The sequence below is a fragment of the Enterobacter sp. ECC-219 genome (genome assembly GCF_043966805.1).
GTDB classification, from domain to species: Bacteria; Pseudomonadota; Gammaproteobacteria; order Enterobacterales; family Enterobacteriaceae; genus Enterobacter; species Enterobacter cloacae_N.
This window is the reverse complement of sequence record NZ_CP143680.1, coordinates 1,953,011-1,970,695: the sequence shown is the minus strand read 5'-3', so window position 1 is coordinate 1,970,695 and position 17,685 is coordinate 1,953,011. Positions and strand designations below refer to the sequence as shown.

Below are 17,685 nucleotides of genomic sequence, written 5' to 3'. Positions count from 1 at the left end.
GTTTGCGTTTTGCCGCTTTCTCCCGTTTTTTCTCCGCTCTACAGTAGCCCATTAGAAATTCAGAATTTATCTAATAGTCTTATTATTTCCTTATATTTTGTGTGGGCGTACAGTGGAGGTACGGATGAAGATTGTCTGGTCAAAAACAGCTGAGAAGCAATTTTCTAAAATCGATAATCGGTATCAAAACCGCATTAAATTCAGGCTGGAGAAGATGGATGATAAAGCGTCACCGGTCTCAGATATCAAGAAATTATCTTCTCCCGAAAACCACTACAGGTTGCGATTAGGCGATTACAGGATCATTTACACCTTCGGGGACCCGCCGGGTGACACCTGTTACGTAGTGGCGGTAAAACGCCGGACAACCACCACCTACCTTCATGAGGAGCATACGGAATATGACTATTCAGTTCATCAAGGATGAAGAAGGAAAAAAACAGTATGTTGTCATTCCCTACGGTGAATATTTTCGCATGCGCTTAGCCATGCTGGAGTACGACGACGATAATGAAAACGACTGGGAAGACATCCCTTACGAATCAGACATCTACGATAACGTAGGTTTACCGGGTGAAGTGTGCGACATCATGCATAACGAGAACGTTAGCCTGCAGGCCGCGTGGCGTATCCTGCGCGGCATGTCCCAGCAAGAGGTGGCTGAGAAACTCGGCATTAGCCAGTCTGCCGTGTCACAGCTGGAAGCGCTGGACTCCAGACCGCAAAAGCGCACCCGCGAAAAGCTGGCGGTCGTCTACGGCTGTAAACAGGAGCAAATCAGCCTCTATTTACCTAAAGAGGGTTAACAGCACTTCGCCCCGCCCTTGCCGCCGTAGCGGGCATCCTGACGGTCGCGGAAAAATTCTTCGTAGGTCATGGGCGTCTGGTCCGGATGGTTGACGCGCATATGCTCGACGTAGTTGTCGTAATCCGGCACGCCAATCATCATTTTGGCGGCCTGGCCCAGGTACTTACCTGCTTTGGAAAGGGTGTCGAACATAAGTCGTTTCTCGCATGTTCCCCTCACCCCGGCCCTCTCCCCAAAGGGGAGAGGGTATTAAAAGTCCCCTCTCCCCTTTGGGGAGAGGGTTAGGGTGAGGGGTATATTTGGTTAAATTAATGCGCCCCTTTCGCCTGGGTGACAATCTCTTCCAGGTTTTCAGGCATTGGCTCGTACGGCGTCTCTTTCGCTGTTGGCTTATCGTTTTTCAACGCCGCCAGCGCGGTCTTAAGAGAATACAACGCCAGCACCACGACCACCACCATAAAGAAGATGGTCAGCCCGGCATCAAGACGGTTGTTAAACACCAGCTGCGACAGCTGGGACTCGGTGTACTGCGCCGGGATCTTACCGCTGTCGATCATCGCCTGGAACTTGTTGGCGATCGCCAGGAAGCCCACCTTGTTGTCCGGGCTGAAGGCTTTCTGCCAGCCCGCCGTCAGGGTACAAATCAGCAGCCACGCGGTGGGCACCAGCGCCACCCAGGCGTAACGCTGGCGCTTCATCTTGAACAGCACCACCGCGCAGAGCATCAGCGCCATGCCTGCCAGCATCTGGTTGGCGATACCGAACAGCGGCCACAGGGTGTTAATCCCGCCCAGCGGATCCACCACGCCCTGGTGCAGGAAGTAGCCCCACGCCAGCACACACAGCGCCGTCGCCAGCAGGTTAGCCGGGAGCGAGTCGGTACGCTTCAGGTTCGGCGAGATCACGCCAAGCAAATCCTGGAGCATAAAGCGCGCCGCACGGGTTCCCGCATCCACCGCCGTCAGGATAAACAACGCCTCAAAAAGAATGGCGAAGTGATACCAGAACGATACGTCCATCAGCCCGCCCAGCGCGCCGTGGAGGATGTAAGCCATGCCCACCGCAAGCGTAGGCGCTCCGCCCGCACGGGAGATGATCGACTGTTCGCCCACCTCATCAGCAATGTGCGTCAACGTTTCCGGAGTAATCGCAAAGCCCCAGCCGCTCACCACCTGCGCGGCAGAGGCCACCACGTCAGCGGTTCCGGCCGGGGCCAGCACCGCCATCGGGCTGTTCATCGCGAAGTACACACCCGGGTCAATAATGCAGGCGGAAACCAGCGCCATAATCGCCACAAAGGACTCCATCAGCATGCCGCCGTAGCCAATCAGGCAGGCCTGATTTTCATTCGCCAGCATCTTCGGCGTGGTCCCGGAGGCAATCAGCGCGTGGAAGCCCGACACCGCGCCGCAGGCGATGGTGATAAACAGGAACGGGAACAGGTTGCCGGTCCAGACCGGACCGGTACCGTCGATAAATTTGGTCAGCGCCGGCATGGTCAGGGTCGGACGCATAATCAGAATGCCAATCGCCAGCCCGACGATGGTGCCGATTTTCAGGAAGGTAGAGAGGTAGTCACGCGGGGCCAGCAGCAGCCACACCGGCAGCACCGCCGCCACAAACCCGTAGCCCACCAGCATCCAGGTCAGCTGTACGCCGGTAAAGTCGAAGAACGGCGCCCAGGTCGGGCTTTCCGCCACCCAGCCGCCGGAGATAATCGCAAACACCAGGAACACCAGGCCAATCACCGACACTTCACCGATGCGGCCCGGGCGCAGGTAGCGTATGTAGATCCCCATAAACAGCGCCAGCGGAATGGTGAAGGCAACCGTGTAGGTCCCCCACGGGCTGTGGGTCAGCGCTTTCACAACGATCATCGCCAGCACCGCGAGGATGATCACCATGATCATAAAGGTCGCCACGAGGGCAATCACCCCGGCGGTTGCCCCCATCTCCTCTTTCACCAGCTCGCCCAGCGAACGGCCGTCGCGGCGGGTGGAGACGAACAGCACCATAAAGTCCTGCACCGCCCCCGCCAGCACCACGCCCGCGAGGATCCAGATCATCCCCGGCAGGTAGCCCATCTGCGCCGCCAGCACCGGCCCCACCAGCGGACCCGCCCCGGCAATCGCCGCAAAATGGTGACCGAACAGCACTTTTTTGTCGGTCGGCACATAGTCCAGACCGTCATTGTGGCGCACGGCAGGCGTCATGCGCGTGCCGTCAACCGCCAGCACGGTATTGGCGATATAGCGGCCATAAAAACGGTACGCGATCAGATAAATGCAGACGGAGGCGACAACGATCCAGAGCGCATTGATCTGTTCCCCCCGGTTGAGGGCGATATAGCCCAGGGCAAAGGCTCCCACAACGGAGAGCACCGCCCATGTAAGGTATTTCCCTGAGTTGTTCATAGCTGTTATCCGTTGTTGTGAAACAGTGAGATGTTACATTTTGTTTCTAGAACAACGGATAAAATTTAACAACTTTGAAACGCAATAATGCGTGGTCAAACCAGAGATTTACACCACAGTGTTAAGCCGATCACTTTCAGCCGAATGGCCTACCCCAGCACCATCGTACTCAACCGACAGGTGCAGCACCGCCGCCCCTGTTCGTCGAATACCACGATCTCCCAGCTCTGACTCGAACGCCCCAGATGCAGCGGCTGACATACCCCGCGCACCTTACCGTGAGAGACGGCGCGATGGTGCGTGGCGTTCAGCTCCGTGCCCACCACGCTCTGCCCGTCGCGGGTCATCAGAAAACCGGCCATTGAGCCCAGCGTTTCCGCCAGCGCCGCCGACGCCCCGCCGTGCAGCAGGCCAAACGGCTGATGGGTGCGCGCATCCACCGGCATCTCCGCTTCCAGCGTGTCGTCCCCGAGGCGGGTATAAACGATGCCCAGATGTGCCACAAGGGTGTTCACGCTGGTGGCGTTCAGTTCTTCAGGCGATAAATGACGTTTCCAGATCATCAGGCCCCCAGCGTGGAGCCGCCGTCCACCACAATATCCTGCAGGGTGATATGGCTGGCGGCATCGGATGCCAGGAACAGCACCGTGCTGGCAATCTCCTGCGGACGGGCAATCTTGCCCAGCGGAATACCGAGCTTGAACTGCTCGCCAAAGCCTCGAATACGCTGCTGCTCCGCATCGTCGCTTTTCCACAGGGTGCGCTGCATGTCGGTGTCCGTTGAGCCCGGCGACACCAGGTTACAGCGCACGCCGCTGCCCGCCAGCTCCAGTCCGACGGTCAGGGCCAGGCTTTTCAGCGCCGCTTTCGAGGCACCGTAGGCGCTCATGCCGATGCGCGGCGCGTGTGCCGCGTCGGATGCCACAGTGACAATCGCCCCGCCCTGCTGACGGCGGAACTGGCCCATCGTCTGCTGGAACAGGTTGAACGCGCCGCCAACGTTGACCGCAAAGGTCTGCTGCCAGTCCTCCTGCGAGAGCTGGTCCGTCGCCCCCATGCGCAGAATGCCCGCCGCGTTGACCAGCACGTCCAGACGTTCGAGGTTATTAAGCAAACGGCCACACGTATCGCTGACCTGAGCAAAATCCGCCACGTCCAGCGTCTCGGTGGCGAAGGGGTAATCGCCCTGCGGGAAGGCCAGGTCGAACCCGGTCAGCTCTGCGCCCGCCTCAGCAAACGCCAGCGCCGTCGCGTAGCCAATCCCCTTCCCCGCGCCCGTTACCCAGACGGTTTTGCCGGTAAAATCAAAACGCATTACTTCACCTCGCGGGAGAGCAGCGCCCACCAGGCGTCGATTGTTGGATTTTTTGCCAGCATCACGAAATCGATATCGCCGTGCACTTTGCGCCAGCGGGCGGCCAGCGCCATCATGCGCACCGAGTCCAGACCGTAGTCGATCAGGTTTTCGTCATCCATCGGCTCGTCGGACTCGTCCAGTAAAGGCAGGATCAGCTCGCGTAGCGCGGCTTTCGAGGCCGGAACGGACGGCAGTAGTTCGTCGGTCATCACCACGCGGCCCGAGCGTCCTGCCACGTAGTTAAGGGACATCAGGTGCTCGTCGCGGGTGAAATCCGCCAGCGCGTCGGCAATGAAGAACGGCTTGATGTCGCGCATAAAGGCATCGGTGGCAGTGGTCATACAGCCGATATGGGCGTAAACGCCGGTAATCAGCAGCTGGTTGCGGCCCGTCTCTTTTAGCATCTGCTCCAGCGGCGAGCGGTGGAACGCGCTGTAGCGCCACTTCACCAGCACCGTGTCCGCTTCGTCCGGGGTCAGCTCAGCGACGATGCGCTGCTGCTCCGGCGAGCGGGTCAGGCCCGGCCCCCACATGTCGTTCAGCAGGGCGCGATCTTCGTCGCTCTGCTCTTTCGGCTGGGCGGTGTAGTACACCGGAATGTTGTGCGCTTTGCACCAGGCGCGCAGTCTGGCGATGTTCGCCACCACCTGCTGCATCACCGCGCTGTTTTCGCCCCAGAAGTTCAGGAAATACTCCTGCATATCGTGGATTAGCAGCGCGGCGCGTTCCGGCTCAAAGCTCCAGTTCACCTTGTTGGTCGGCAGCTCTGCGGCAGTCGGCAGCGCGTAAGCGGTTAATTTTGGAATGGCCATACTCTGTTCCTTAGCCCTGTGCCCGTTCAGCAAGCCACAGGCGCAGCTGTTTCTTATCGACTTTGCCGACCGGCGTTAACGGAAGCGCATCCACGCTCTCCACGCGGTCCGGCAGCTTAAATTCGGCAACGCCCTGCTCGCGCAGGAAACGACGCACCTCGACCGCGCGCAGGGGCTGTTTCACCACCAGATACGCGCAGCTTTTTTCGCCCAGCAGGCTGTCCTCCATGCTCACCAGCGCGGCGTGGATCACCGCTTCGTGGCGCAGCAGCAGGTTTTCGATCTCTTCGGCGGCGATCTTCTCGCCGCCGCGGTTGATCTGATCCTTCTCACGCCCCTGTACGGTGATGTAGCCCTGCTCGTCAATGGCGATCAGATCGCCGGAGCAGTAAAAGCCTTCGGCGTCGAAGGCGCTGGCGTTGTGTTCCGGGCTGTTGAAATAGCCGCGGAAGGTATACGGTCCGCGCGTCATCAAACGCCCGACCTCACCGCGCGGCAGCGGGTTGCCGTCCTCGTCCGCCACCCACACTTCGTCGTCCGGGCACATCGGGCGGCCCTGAGTGTTGATGATGCGCTCCGGCGCGTCGTCGAGCGCGGTGTAGTTCACCAGCCCTTCGGCCATGCCGAACACCTGCTGGAGCTGGCAGCCGATCTCTACCGGAATACGCGCCGCGAGCGTGGCGGAGAGGCGCGCGCCGCCCACCTGCAGCAGCTTCAGTGATTTAAGCTGCGCGTTGCCCGCCCCGTCGGCAATCGCCTGAAGCCAGAGGCTGACAGCAGGCGGCACCAGCGAGGTGACGTTAATCTGATGCTGTTCAATCAGCGGGAAGCAGAGCGTGGCGCTCGGATCGTTCGCCAGCACCACGCAGCCGCCTGCCGTGAAGACGCCCAGCGATCCCGGCGAGCTCATGGCATAGTTATGCGCCGCGGGCAGCGCGTTCAGGTAACGCGTTTCGGCGGTGATGCCGCAGATCTCGTTGCTGCGGCGGATGCTGTAGTCGTAATCGTTGTGCGTGCGCGGGATCAGCTTCGGCGTGCCGGTGCTGCCGCCGGAGAGCTGGAAAAACGCTACTTCGTCGGCGGGCGTCGGGTTCGGGATGAAGTTGTCCGCCGGACGCGCAGTCGCCTCTTCCAGAGCATGTGCGCCCTTATCGCCGCGCAGCAGCACGGCGCGAACCGAGCGGTGTTCATCCACGAAGGTATTAAGAAAATCATCGCCCGCGAACAGGGCATGGTCGCGATCGGCGATCAGCACGGCGGGTTTGATCTGCACGGCGTAGGCGTTCAGCTCGCTGCGCTGATGGCTAAAGAGCGCGTTCACCGGCGCGACGCCGATCTGCAGCAGCGCGAAGAAGGTGATGTAGAACTCGGCCACGTTGCCGAGCTGCACCAGCGCGGTCTCGCCGCGGTGCAGCCCCTGCGCCTGAAGGGCGGACGCCAGATTGTTCACCGCCTGATGAAACGCGCGGTAGGTGATGCGCCGATCGCCGTCGATAATCGCCACGGCATCGCTGTCCGCATGGTCCGTCAGGATGTGGGTCAGCGGCAGATCCAGCCAGTAGCCTTTTTCGCGGTAGTGGCGGGCGAATTCCTCAGGCCAGCGGGTAAAGGGAATGGTCATGAGTGTTCCTTAGTGCAGGCCAAACACGTTGAGCATGGTGGAGAGCTTCACGCCGGTTTCGCGCCACTCGCCCACCGGCGAGGAGGCGGGGACAATGCCCGCGCCGGCAAACAGGCGAACGCTATTTTCGCGAAGACGCGCGCAGCGGATGGTCACCACCCACTCGCCGTTGCCTTCGCTGTCGCACCAGCCGACGATGCCGCCGAACAGCTCGCGGTCGAACGGCTCCAGCTCGGCGATCAGTTCTTTTGCCGCCTGATGCGGGAAGCCGCTCAGCGCCGGAGTCGGATGCAGCAGGCAGGCCAGGGTCAGGGCGTTTTCGTTCTCGCGCGCGTCGCCTTCAACCGGCGTCGCCAGGTGCCACAGCGTCGGCGTGGTAATCAACTGAGGAGAATCAGGCATGCTGAGATGGTGGCTGCGCGGCGCCAGAATGGCCTTCATCGCCTGGGTGACCAGATCGTGCTCGTGACGGTCCTTTTCGGAAGCCAGCAGCTTATTACCCGCTTCGCGATCCAGCACGTCGTCCGGCTGACGGCGCGCGGAGCCTGCCAGCGGCAGAGAGCTAAAGTGCCTGCCCTCTTTGCGCAGCAGCAGTTCCGGGCTGGCGCCGAGCAGCACGCCGCCGTCTTCCAGCGGCACGTGGAAGTTAAAGCTAGCCGGGTTCTGGGCGATCAGACGCTCCATCAGCGCGCCGCTGTCTATATGTTTGTCGGTGGCAATATCAATCAGACGCGACAGCACCACCTTGTTCACCTGCGGCGTGGCGGTCAGCGACGCGGCGCGGGCGACCATCTCTTCGAAAACGGGCTGAGCGGGGATCTCGGTGCGCTGTTCCACCTTCAGCGCCTGCGCGCCGGAGAAATAGCGCGCGGACTGCTGACGCGCAGGACGGGAAAACGTCTCCCAGCGTTGCGGAATAAACAGTGACGACGGCTTGCGGGTATCGAACGGGATGGCCCCTACCATGACGGGATGGGCGATGCCGCTGGCTTTTGCATTCCGGAAAGCCTGGGCTAATTTCTGCTGGAAGTGCCCTGCCGGATCGTCGCCGCCGACGGCAGGTTCAGAGAAGCGGGCAAAACAGCCTGAGGTAGTAAAACTGCGATAAGGCGACATAAAGAAAAAGCTGTCTGATTGCAGCGTGGTCGCGGCGTGCTGAACTTCCTCAGCCAGGGACGTGTCCATATCATCCTCCTCAAAATGATAAAAGAAGCAATAATGATTATCATTTATATTTTCGTCGGCTAACCTAATCCCACATCGCCCCGCTGTCAACCATCGGGTAAAGACTTGTGCGACAAACGCTTGCATCCCTCCCTCACAACCATGAAAATGAGAAGCATTATCTTCAACAAAAACAGGATGCCGCTCAGTGAAATTCCCTGCCGTTTGCCGCAATGCCCTCTTTTTGACAGGACTTTTTGTTTTAGGACTAACCTCAGCCACCGCCGCAGACTGGCCGCGTCAGGTGACCGACAGCCGCGGCGTACACACGCTGGAGCGCAAACCGACGCGCATTGTCTCCACCAGCGTGACCTTAACCGGCTCCCTGCTGGCAATTGACGCGCCGGTCATCGCCAGCGGCGCAACCACGCCGAACAATCGCGTGGCGGATGCGCAGGGTTTTCTGCGCCAGTGGGGTGATATTGCGAAACAGCGTAAGGTTGCGCGGCTGTACATCGGCGAGCCGAGCGCCGAAGCGGTAGCGGCGCAAATGCCGGACCTGATTTTGATCGGCGCCACCGGCGGGGATTCCGCGCTGGCGCTGTACGATCAGCTCTCCGCCATCGCCCCGACGCTTATCATTAACTACGACGACAAGAGCTGGCAGGCGCTACTGACCCAACTGGGCAGCATCACCGGAAAGGAAAAACAGGCCGCAGAGCGCATTGCCGAGTTTGATAAACAGCTCGCGCAGGTGAAAGAGCAGATGAAGCTGCCGCCGCAGCCGGTGAACGCCATCGTCTACACCGCCGCCGCGCACAGCGCCAACCTGTGGACCGCGGAATCGGCGCAGGGCAAGCTGCTGCACCAGCTGGGCTTTACGCTGGCCGCTCTGCCCGCCGGGCTGCACACGTCAAAAAGTCAGGGCAAACGCCACGACATTATCCAGTTAGGTGGGGAAAACCTGGCGACGGGGCTGAACGGCGAAGGGCTGTTTGTGTTTGCCGGCGACCAGAAAGACGTGGATGCGATTTACGCCAACCCGCTGCTGGCGCATCTACCTTCGGTGAAAAACAAACGGGTTTGGGCATTGGGAACCGAGACGTTCCGCCTGGATTATTACAGCGCGATGCTGGTGTTAGACAGATTGAATGCGTTGTTTAAGTAGGTATTTTCCCTCCCTCTCCCTGTGGGAGAGGGCCGGGGTGATGGCATCAGGCCGCACCGTCGTTCAACACACTCTCCTGCCTGAACCGGCGCAATTCTGCCAACGTCATTAATAAAATCACACCAATAAGTGCCAATACAAACCCGCTGCTGCTCGCCGAAGCCACCGGGGTCATCATCGCCCCCAGCCCACCGAGGATCGCCGCGCCAATCGCATCGCCCGTGACGTTCTGCGCCGTCCACAGGCCATTAATGCGCCCGAGCATGCCTTCCGGCGTCTGGGTCTGGATCAGGGTGTACTGAAGCAATGAGCTGATGGCGCTCAGCCAGCCGAAAATCACCAGGCACAGCACGCCCAGCGCCCACACCGGCATCAGGCTAAAGAAGCCGATGGCGATAAACGAGGCCAGCGTGGCAAGCAGCATAATCAGCCCCGGACGCGCGCTCTGCGCCAGGTTGCCGCTGGTCAGCGCCCCGCACGCCGCGCCGAGCGGAATGGCGGCGTACAGCACGCCAATCTCCGAGGCGCTCATCTGCCACTCGCCCGCCAGCGCCGGGTAGAGCACGCGCACGGCGCTCGCCATCGTCAGCAGGCCGCCGAGCAGCGCAATGCCGCCAATCAGCGGGTTGCTGAACAGGAAACGAATCGCGGCCATCAGCGATTTCAGAGGATGCTCGCGCGGCTGCGGCGGAGGTGGCAGCAGCGGCAGGCGCAGCAGCGTTAGCGTGGTGATAAAGGTCCCCGCCGCCGCCAGCCCGTAGTTCCACGCCACGTTGCCAGTCGCCAGCAGCAGGCCGCCCACCATTGGTGAAATCACCGAGCCGAGGCGCACGGTGAGCATGGTGATCGCCCCCGCCTGCATCAGATTCTCGCGCCCGACCAGCGCGGGCGTTGCCGCCAGCAGCGCCGTCACGCCTAACGAGGCGAAGAAGCCGTCCCACAGCCCCAGGGCATAAATGGCAATCAGCGACGGCTCCGGCAGCATCGCGTTCAGACACAGCCCGATAAAGCCCACGCCGCAGGTGCCGCGCGCCAGCAGGATCAGTTTTTTACGCTCGTAGCGGTCCGCCAGCACGCCGCCGACCATCAGGCCGATGAACATCGCCCCGCCGGTTAAGGTGACGGATAACCCCACCAGCCAGCTGGAGTGCGTCATGGTCTGGATCTGGACCGGCACGGCCACGCCGAGCAGCCCGAGGGACAAAATGGATATAAAGCGAGCGATAAAAACGGCGCGATACGCCGGGTGCGTTTTCAGCAGGCTGAGGTTGAGCAGCCAGGATTTTTGATTCATGACAAAGCCTTGAGTCTATTTCTACCCTTTCCATGGGCGCACATGCTAACATAGCCAAATAAGATAGATAACGATAATCACTATCATTATCAAATCATGGATGTTGCTATGTCGTTTTCCTCTTCTGCGGTGCGCGCCGCTGCCGTGCCCGTTTTACTGCTGCTCCTGAGCCTTGCGGCTGCACTCAGCCTGCTGGTCGGCGCGAAGCCGCTGCCCGCGTCCGTTATCGTTGATGCGCTCTCCGGCACCTGCCAGAGCGCTGACTGCATTATCGTGCTCGACGCCCGACTGCCCCGCACGCTTGCCGGACTGCTGGCGGGTGGCGCGCTTGGCCTCGCCGGTGCCCTGATGCAAACCCTTACCCGCAACCCGCTGGCGGACCCCGGCATTCTCGGCGTTAACTCCGGCGCCAGCTTTGCCATCGTGCTCGGCGCGGCGCTGTTCGGGTTGACGTCGCCCTCTGAACAGCTGGTGATGGCCTTCTGCGGCGCGCTGGCCGCCTCGCTGGTCGTCGCGTTTACCGGGAGCCAGGGCGGCGGGCAGCTGAGTCCGGTACGCCTGACGCTTGCGGGCGTGGCGCTCGCGGCGGTGCTGGAAGGCTTGTCCAACGGCATCGCCCTGCTCAACCCGGACGTTTACGACCAGCTGCGCTTCTGGCAGGCTGGCTCGCTGGATATCCGCACCCTCGACACGCTGAAAGTGGTGGCGATCCCGGTCGCTATCGCTGCCGCCGTGACGCTGTTTTTGAGCCGATCGCTCAACAGCCTGAGCCTCGGCAGCGACACCGCCACCGCCCTCGGCAATCAGGTGGCGCGCACGCAGCTGATTGGTCTGCTCGCCATCACCGTACTCTGCGGCAGCGCGACCGCCGTGGTCGGCCCGATCGCCTTTATCGGTCTGATGATGCCGCACATGGCGCGCTGGCTGGTAGGGGCGGATCACCGCTGGTCGCTGCCGGTGACGCTGCTTGCAACCCCTGCCCTGCTGCTGTTTGCCGACGTGCTGGGCCGCCTGCTGGTGCCCGGCGAGCTGCGCGTCTCGGTGGTCAGCGCCTTTATCGGCGCGCCGGTGCTGATCTTCCTGGTTCGTCGTAAACGCGGAGGTGGCGCATGATGGCCCCGTCCCGCCGTTTACTGACCAGTGTCTCGCTGCTGCTTCTCGCCATTCTGCTGCTGGCGGTCTGGAGCCTGCGCAGCGGCGCGGTGTCGCTCGACTTTACTCAGGTGGTTAACGCCCTGCTCGGCAGCGCGCCGCGCAATATCACCATGGTGGTGACGGAGTGGCGACTGCCGCGCGTGGCGATGGCGATTCTGGTCGGCGCGGCGCTCGGCGTGAGCGGTGCGATATTCCAGTCGCTGATGCGCAACCCGCTCGGCAGCCCGGACGTGATGGGCCTCAATACCGGGGCCTGGAGCGGCGTGCTGGTGGCGATGGTGCTGTTTGGTCAGCACCTGACGGCGATTACCTTTACGGCGATGGCGGGCGGCATTCTGACGTCCTTACTGATCTGGGCGCTGGCCTGGCGCAACGGCATCGACACCTTCCGCCTGATCGTCATCGGGATCGGCATCCGCGCCATGCTGATGGCCTTTAACACCTGGCTTTTACTGCAGGCCTCGCTGGAAACCGCGCTCTCCGCGGGGCTGTGGTACGCCGGTTCCCTCAACGGCCTGACGTGGGGCAAAACCTGGCCCGCCGCGCCGCTGATTGTGCTGATGTTTATCGGCGCGCTGCTGCTGGTGCGACGTATGCGCCTGCTGGAGATGGGCGACGACAGTGCCTGCGCACTGGGCGTGGGCGTCGAGCGCTCGCGCCTGATGCTGATGCTGGTCGCCGTACTGCTGACCGCCGCCTCCACCGCGATCGCCGGGCCGATCTCATTTATCGCCCTCGTGGCACCGCACATCGCCCGCCGTCTTAGCGGAACGGCGAAGTGGGGATTAACCCAGGCAGCGCTGTGCGGCGCGCTGCTGCTATTGGCCGCCGATCTCTGCGCCCAGCGGCTGTTTATGCCTTATCAACTGCCGGTGGGCGTAGTGACCGTCAGCCTCGGCGGGATTTACCTCATCGTCTTGCTCGTTCAGGAGTCACGCAAGAAATGACAGATTCAACCACCCGCTTGCGCGGCGAAAACCTCACCCTCGGCTACGGCAAAAAAATCATTGCCCGTGACTTATCCGTTGCCATTCCGGACGGCCACTTTACCGCGATTATCGGGCCGAACGGCTGCGGTAAATCGACCCTGCTGCGCACGCTGAGCCGCCTGATGACGCCGGCTGAGGGCAGCGTGTTCCTCGACGGGGAGCAGATCCAGCGCTTCGCCAGCAAAGAGGTGGCCAGGCGCATCGGGCTGCTGGCGCAAAACGCCACCACGCCGGGAGACATCACGGTGCAGGAGCTGGTCTCGCGCGGGCGCTATCCGCACCAGCCGCTGTTTACCCGCTGGCGCAAAGAGGACGACGAGGCGGTGAACCGCGCGATGCAGGCGACGGGAATTACCGATCTCGCCCGGCAAAGCGTGGACACACTCTCCGGCGGGCAGCGTCAGCGCGCGTGGATCGCGATGGTGCTGGCGCAGGAGACCTCCATCATGTTGCTGGACGAGCCGACGACCTGGCTCGACATCAGCCATCAGATTGACCTGCTGGAGCTACTGAGCGAGCTGAACCGCACTCAAGGGTATACCCTGGCGGCGGTGCTGCACGACTTAAACCAAGCGTGCCGCTACGCTACGCATCTGATTGCCCTGCGAGACGGTGAGATTGTGGCTCAGGGCGCGCCGAAAGAGATTGTGACGCCGGATCTGATCGAGAGGATCTACGGCATGCGCTGCATGATTATTGACGATCCGGTAGCGGGCACGCCTCTGGTGGTGCCGTTAGGTCGGCGGTAATTGCCGGGTGGCGGCTACGCCTTACCCGGCCTACACTCGGCTCCCGTAGGCTGGGTAAGGCGTAGCCGCCACCCGGCGCTTTTGACGTTACCCCAATATATCCTTCAACACTGGCCCAATTTTCTCAAACGCCTGCGGTGAAATAATATCCACGTGGGCGCAGTCCTGGCTGTACACCTCAAGCTCCGCCACCCACGGCGCCCACGCGACCTGCGGATCCATCGTTCGCGTACGTTCGGCGACAAACAGCGTCGCTTTGCCGTCAAACCGCGCGCTGTGCGCCGTGGTGAGCAGCCGTACCGCGTCGGCGTAGTTGCCTTCGATAGCGTTAAACAGCTCGCTGGAGCCCTGCCCCTGCTGCGCGGCGATAAACGCCTGACGCTCGCGCTCAATTTCCGCCAACACCTCCGGGTCGAGGCCGTTGGCCTCTTTCTCCGCCCAGTTCTGGGTTTCCGGCGGCCAGGTGTCCAGCAGTCCGAGGAAGGCCACCTCTTCACCCAACTCGCGCAGACGCGCAGCAATGCCCTGCGCCAGCGTGCCGCCGAGAGAATAGCCGAACAGATAATATGGCCCCTGTGGCTGCTGCTTACGCAACGTATTCAGGTGATGCTCAATCACCCCATCCAGATCCGCACACTGCTGCATCGGCCCCTCTGGTCGAGGAGACTGAATGCCGGTAATTGACCAGCGCGGACTGAGGTAGCGCGCCAGCACGCTAAACTGCCAGGCAAAACCGGACGCAGGATGGAAGCAGAGCAGCGTCGGGCCGTTGCCTTCGCGCAGCGGCAGCAGGGTTTCATAGCCCAGACGCTGCGCCTGCTCGTCGCTCATCTGTGAATCCAGCAGCGCGCTGAGCTTGCTCACCGTCGAGGCGACCATAATCTGCCCCGGCGTCACCTTGCGCTCGAACACGCGGCTAAGCTGCGCCGCCAGGCGCATCGCCAGCAGCGAGTGTCCGCCGAGGGCAAAGAAGTCGGCTTCGATATCGTTGACCTTACAGCCCAGCAGGGCGGAGAAAGCCTGCGCGACGGCGGTTTCGGTTTCCGTCTCCGGCGCGCGGCCGGAGGTTTTGCTGGTCAGCTCCGGCAGCGGCAGCGCCTTGCGGTCGAGCTTGCCGTTGGCGCTGAGCGGCAGCGTACTGATTTGCAGCAGCACCACCGGCACCATATGCGGCGGCAACTGGGCTTTGAGCGATTCCAGCAGCGCGTCGCGGTCCAGCGGTAAACCGGATTCGGAGACCACATACCCCACCAGCTGGCGGGCATCGCCTCCCGTCGCCGCCGCCTGGTTGAACACGCAGGCGTGGGCGACGGCCTGGGCCACGTCCGGCAGCGCGAGCATCGCCCGGTCGATTTCGCCCAGCTCGATGCGCTGGCCGCGGATTTTTAACTGATCGTCGCTGCGGCCCAGATACTCCACCGCGCCGTTGTCCAGCCAGCGGGCGACGTCACCGGTACGATACATCCGCTCGCCCGGCGCAAACGGGTCGGCAATAAAGCGGCTGGCGGTGAGGTCCGGACGGCCCAGATACCCCTGTGCCAGCTGAATGCCGGTGAGATACAGATCCCCCGCCACGCCAAACGGCACCGGGCGCATCATCGCGTCCAGAATGCGCAGCCCCGTGTTCCACACCGGGAAGCCGATCGGCACGCTGTTGCCCTCCACCGCCGCCAGTTCGGGACCATAAGCCGGATACCAGCTGACGTCCACCGCCGCTTCCGTTGGGCCATAGAGGTTGTGCAGCGGCGCATGGGTTAACTGCTCCCACTCGCGGCACAGCTCGGTCGGCAGCGCTTCGCCGCTGCAGAACACCTGCTTAAGGGTTTTGCAGCACGCCACGTTTTCAGGCGTCAGCGAGGCGACAAAGGCCGCCAGCATCGACGGCACGAAGTGGGTGGTGGTCACGCCGTACTGCGCGAAGAAGCTCTGCATCGCCTGCGGATCGCGGTGCGCGTCCGGCTCTGCCATCACCAGCTTCGCCCCGGCGATAAACGGCCACCAGAACTCCCACACCGATACGTCAAAGCTGCACGGCGTTTTCTGCGCCACCACGTCCGTCGCGTCCAGCGGGTAGTGATCCTGCATCCACTTCAGGCGGTTAACGATGGCGGTATGGCCGACCATGACCCCTTTCGGGCGCCCCGTCGAGCCGGAGGTAAAGATGATGTACGCCGTCTGCTCCGGCCTGGCCAGGCGCAGCGGTTCCACCTCCGCAGCCGGTAACAGTGTGTTGTAACTAAATGCCGTAATCGGCAGATCGCTAAAGCGCGAACGCTGTTCGTCGGTAGTAATGAGCAACGAAGGTTTAGCATCTTCCAGCATCATCCGCAGGCGGTCGTCCGGGTAGCCGGTGTCGAGCGGCAGCCACGCGGCACCGGCCTCGACGATGCCGTGCAGCGCCAGGGTCAGGAACACCGAGCGCGGGAGTGCCACCGCCACGCTGTCGCCCGGCTTCACGCCGCGCTCGCGCAGCAGGTTTGCCAGCGCGATCACCTGCTCGCGCATCTCACGATAGCTAAGCTCAATATGCGCGTCCGCCAGCGCGGGGGCGTCCGGCGTTTTGCTCGCCTGCTCCACCACCATATCCGCCAGCGTGCCAGATGGCAGCGCCAGCCCGGTATCGTTGATGCGAGCCAGCTGCTGATATTCCTGCTCTGAAACGGTTTCCACTTCGCCACAGCGCAGGTCCGGGTTGGCCGCAAACTGCAGCAGCATCGCGTTCAGACGCGCGACGTGGCGGGTGAGCGTCACTTCATCGTAACGCTGTTTATTGGCGAGGATCTCAATACTCAGGCCACCCTGCTCGTCCGGGAACAGCGCCAGCTCCAGATCGTTCACCGGGCCGGTTGCCAGCGTGTGGGTGATGGCCTCCACGCCGTCGATATCCAGCTGATAATCGAATACCTTGACGTTCAGCACCGGGCCAAATAACGCTTCGTCGCCTGCGGCGCGCCCGCCGTCGCGCACGATCTGCTCGGCGTCGTAGCGCTGATGGCGGCGCATTTTTTTCAGCTGGTTCGCCAGGCGCAGCGCCAGCGCCGGCAGACTCTCCTGCGGGTTGATATTCACCGCCAGTGGCAGGACGTTGAGCACCGGTCCGGTCGCGGTTAGCGCCACGGAGCCCATGCGGCGCATAAAGATAAACCCGGCGGCGTAATCCAGGCGCCCGGTCAGGCGGCCCAGCCACAGCGCCACCAGCGCAAGCGCCAGATCGGTGCGCTGCGCCTGACCTGCCGCCTGCGCAAGCTGGCTAAAGGCGCGAGCGTCCGTTGCAATTTTCAGGCGCAGGATATCGGTGGTGGCGGCGCGTCCCGGCAGAGGCGCGGAAGAGAGCGAGACCGGAGAAGGAAGCTGCCTGCGCTGCTCTGCCCAGAAGGCGCCGTCGCGCTGATACGCCTCGCTTTGACGGTAGCGCTGGTACTCCTCCACCACTTCGGCAAACGGCGTAAACGGGGATGCGGGCGTCGGGTCACCCTTCTTCCACGCGGCGTAAATCGCGGCGATCTGGCGGGTAATGGCCGGGAAGCTGAAGCCATCCACCACCAGATGGTGATAGCGCTGATACCAGTACCAGTGGCTTTCACCCACCTGAATCAGCTGGTGAAACACCAGCGGCTGCCCGCTGTCGACGCGCAGGTTTTGATTGAGATCGGCCTCCATCAGCGCCACGGCGGCGTCGTGAGAATCAACGCGAACGACAGGTGGCTCCGGCAAAATGACGGTGTCATCCACCCACTGCCATACCTCGCCGTTATCTTCGGCAAAGCGCATGCGCAGGGTATCGGCCTGCATCATGCCTTCAGCGATGGCTTTAGCCAGCAACGGCGCGTCGATATCGCCTTTCAGCTCGGTGTAGTGCGCCACGCTCCAGGCGTTTGGCAGGGAGGAAAGCTGTTCCGCCATCCAGATACCCGGCTGGGCGGCGACGAGAGGTAGACGGTTCATGCGCTCCCCTCCGCAAAATGGGACGGTTCAAGCGTGCGCCAGCGTTCGGCCAGCCACTGCTGGCACGCCTCCTGAGACTGTGCCTCGCACACCACGCGCCAGCCTGCGGGCAGTTCGCACTGCTGCGGCCACAGGCTGTACTGGCCCTGGTCGTTTTGCAAAATGGCGAACTGTCCCTGCGGATTTTCGAAAGGATTGCTGAATTCCAT

Annotated in this window: 16 protein-coding genes; 6 read left to right on the top strand and 10 right to left on the bottom strand. The window is 62.1% G+C overall.

The window, feature by feature from the left end:
- The first annotated feature begins 124 nt into the window (after window positions 1–124).
- The gene (locus tag V1603_RS09220; RefSeq protein ID WP_232935922.1) at window positions 125–427 is read left to right on the top strand and encodes a type II toxin-antitoxin system RelE/ParE family toxin; all 303 of its coding nucleotides are present in this window, start codon (window positions 125–127) and stop codon (window positions 425–427) included.
- Window positions 402–806, top strand: a complete 405-nt coding sequence (locus V1603_RS09215; RefSeq protein ID WP_116341256.1) for a helix-turn-helix transcriptional regulator — start codon at window positions 402–404, stop codon at window positions 804–806. The genes V1603_RS09220 and V1603_RS09215 overlap by 26 nt, the downstream gene beginning before the upstream one ends.
- Here the strand turns inward: V1603_RS09215 and V1603_RS09210 are convergent.
- The 7 genes from V1603_RS09210 to entC all read right to left on the bottom strand — a co-directional run bounded on the left by V1603_RS09210 (window position 803) and on the right by entC (window position 8,197).
- Window positions 803–1,000 carry a YbdD/YjiX family protein gene (locus tag V1603_RS09210; RefSeq protein ID WP_006809671.1) on the bottom strand — a complete coding sequence of 66 codons (198 nt, stop codon included), beginning with the start codon at window positions 998–1,000 and terminating at the stop codon, window positions 803–805. The two genes, V1603_RS09215 and V1603_RS09210, sit on opposite strands and share 4 nt — an antisense overlap.
- Window positions 1,001–1,116: 116 nt before the next feature.
- Window positions 1,117–3,222 carry a pyruvate/proton symporter CstA gene (gene cstA, locus V1603_RS09205; protein WP_163330488.1) on the bottom strand — a complete coding sequence of 702 codons (2,106 nt, stop codon included), beginning with the start codon at window positions 3,220–3,222 and terminating at the stop codon, window positions 1,117–1,119.
- Window positions 3,223–3,371: 149 nt separating this feature from the next.
- Entirely contained in the window at window positions 3,372–3,785 is a 414-nt protein-coding gene (entH, locus tag V1603_RS09200; protein WP_116341260.1) for a proofreading thioesterase EntH, read from the bottom strand.
- Entirely contained in the window at window positions 3,785–4,537 is a 753-nt protein-coding gene (gene entA / locus V1603_RS09195) for a 2,3-dihydro-2,3-dihydroxybenzoate dehydrogenase EntA (RefSeq protein WP_395313822.1), read from the bottom strand. The genes entH and entA overlap by 1 nt, the downstream gene beginning before the upstream one ends.
- A complete protein-coding gene (locus V1603_RS09190) occupies window positions 4,537–5,391 on the bottom strand; it encodes an isochorismatase family protein (protein ID WP_395313821.1) in 855 nt (284 codons plus the stop codon). The genes entA and V1603_RS09190 overlap by 1 nt, the downstream gene beginning before the upstream one ends.
- Before the next feature lie 10 nt (window positions 5,392–5,401).
- Window positions 5,402–7,012, bottom strand: a complete 1,611-nt coding sequence (gene entE, locus V1603_RS09185; protein WP_395313820.1) for a (2,3-dihydroxybenzoyl)adenylate synthase EntE — start codon at window positions 7,010–7,012, stop codon at window positions 5,402–5,404.
- Window positions 7,013–7,021: 9 nt separating this feature from the next.
- Window positions 7,022–8,197, bottom strand: a complete 1,176-nt coding sequence (gene entC, locus V1603_RS09180) for an isochorismate synthase EntC (protein ID WP_395313819.1) — start codon at window positions 8,195–8,197, stop codon at window positions 7,022–7,024.
- A gap of 187 nt (window positions 8,198–8,384) precedes the next feature.
- On the opposite strand from entC, the gene fepB reads away from it, so the two are divergent.
- Window positions 8,385–9,344, top strand: coding sequence for a Fe2+-enterobactin ABC transporter substrate-binding protein (gene fepB, locus V1603_RS09175; RefSeq protein WP_192984020.1), 960 nt, complete (start codon window positions 8,385–8,387; stop codon window positions 9,342–9,344).
- A gap of 46 nt (window positions 9,345–9,390) precedes the next feature.
- On the opposite strand, the gene entS is transcribed toward fepB, so the two are convergent.
- A complete protein-coding gene (gene entS / locus V1603_RS09170) occupies window positions 9,391–10,638 on the bottom strand; it encodes an enterobactin transporter EntS (protein WP_395313818.1) in 1,248 nt (415 codons plus the stop codon).
- A gap of 108 nt (window positions 10,639–10,746) precedes the next feature.
- On the opposite strand from entS, the gene fepD reads away from it, so the two are divergent.
- The 3 genes from fepD to fepC are packed head-to-tail and all read left to right on the top strand — an operon-like array spanning window position 10,747 to window position 13,531.
- Window positions 10,747–11,751: a Fe(3+)-siderophore ABC transporter permease gene (gene fepD, locus V1603_RS09165; RefSeq protein WP_302218881.1), complete on the top strand. Its 1,005-nt coding sequence runs from the start codon at window positions 10,747–10,749 to the stop codon at window positions 11,749–11,751.
- The gene (gene fepG / locus V1603_RS09160) at window positions 11,751–12,740 is read left to right on the top strand and encodes an iron-enterobactin ABC transporter permease (protein ID WP_163330538.1); all 990 of its coding nucleotides are present in this window, start codon (window positions 11,751–11,753) and stop codon (window positions 12,738–12,740) included. Before fepD ends, fepG begins: the two co-directional genes overlap by 1 nt.
- A complete protein-coding gene (gene fepC / locus V1603_RS09155) occupies window positions 12,737–13,531 on the top strand; it encodes an iron-enterobactin ABC transporter ATP-binding protein (RefSeq protein WP_163330495.1) in 795 nt (264 codons plus the stop codon). The genes fepG and fepC overlap by 4 nt, the downstream gene beginning before the upstream one ends.
- An 87-nt stretch (window positions 13,532–13,618) precedes the next feature.
- Here the strand turns inward: fepC and entF are convergent, their stop codons facing one another.
- On the bottom strand, window positions 13,619–17,476 hold the full coding sequence (gene entF / locus V1603_RS09150; protein WP_395313817.1) for an enterobactin non-ribosomal peptide synthetase EntF: 3,858 nt from the start codon (window positions 17,474–17,476) through the stop codon (window positions 13,619–13,621).
- Window positions 17,473–17,685, bottom strand: coding sequence for an MbtH family protein (locus tag V1603_RS09145; RefSeq protein ID WP_395313816.1), 213 nt, complete (start codon window positions 17,683–17,685; stop codon window positions 17,473–17,475). The genes entF and V1603_RS09145 overlap by 4 nt, the downstream gene beginning before the upstream one ends.

Excerpts from the sequence above, each read along its gene's own strand:
- fepC (WP_163330495.1), top strand. The coding sequence starts at position 12,737 with ATGACAGATTCAACCACCCGCTTGCGCGGCGAAAACCTCACCCTCGGC.
- V1603_RS09215 (WP_116341256.1), top strand. The coding sequence starts at position 402 with ATGACTATTCAGTTCATCAAGGATGAAGAAGGAAAAAAACAGTATGTT.
- entH (WP_116341260.1), bottom strand. The coding sequence starts at position 3,785 with ATGATCTGGAAACGTCATTTATCGCCTGAAGAACTGAACGCCACCAGC.
- V1603_RS09145 (WP_395313816.1), bottom strand. The coding sequence starts at position 17,685 with ATGGAATTCAGCAATCCTTTCGAAAATCCGCAGGGACAGTTCGCCATT.
- entA (WP_395313822.1), bottom strand. The coding sequence starts at position 4,537 with ATGCGTTTTGATTTTACCGGCAAAACCGTCTGGGTAACGGGCGCGGGG.
- V1603_RS09220 (WP_232935922.1), top strand. The coding sequence starts at position 125 with ATGAAGATTGTCTGGTCAAAAACAGCTGAGAAGCAATTTTCTAAAATC.
- entS (WP_395313818.1), bottom strand. The coding sequence starts at position 10,638 with ATGAATCAAAAATCCTGGCTGCTCAACCTCAGCCTGCTGAAAACGCAC.
- cstA (WP_163330488.1), bottom strand. The coding sequence starts at position 3,222 with ATGAACAACTCAGGGAAATACCTTACATGGGCGGTGCTCTCCGTTGTG.
- entE (WP_395313820.1), bottom strand. The coding sequence starts at position 7,012 with ATGACCATTCCCTTTACCCGCTGGCCTGAGGAATTCGCCCGCCACTAC.
- fepG (WP_163330538.1), top strand. The coding sequence starts at position 11,751 with ATGGCCCCGTCCCGCCGTTTACTGACCAGTGTCTCGCTGCTGCTTCTC.
- entC (WP_395313819.1), bottom strand. The coding sequence starts at position 8,197 with ATGGACACGTCCCTGGCTGAGGAAGTTCAGCACGCCGCGACCACGCTG.
- V1603_RS09210 (WP_006809671.1), bottom strand. The coding sequence starts at position 1,000 with ATGTTCGACACCCTTTCCAAAGCAGGTAAGTACCTGGGCCAGGCCGCC.
- entF (WP_395313817.1), bottom strand. The coding sequence starts at position 17,476 with ATGAACCGTCTACCTCTCGTCGCCGCCCAGCCGGGTATCTGGATGGCG.
- fepD (WP_302218881.1), top strand. The coding sequence starts at position 10,747 with ATGTCGTTTTCCTCTTCTGCGGTGCGCGCCGCTGCCGTGCCCGTTTTA.
- V1603_RS09190 (WP_395313821.1), bottom strand. The coding sequence starts at position 5,391 with ATGGCCATTCCAAAATTAACCGCTTACGCGCTGCCGACTGCCGCAGAG.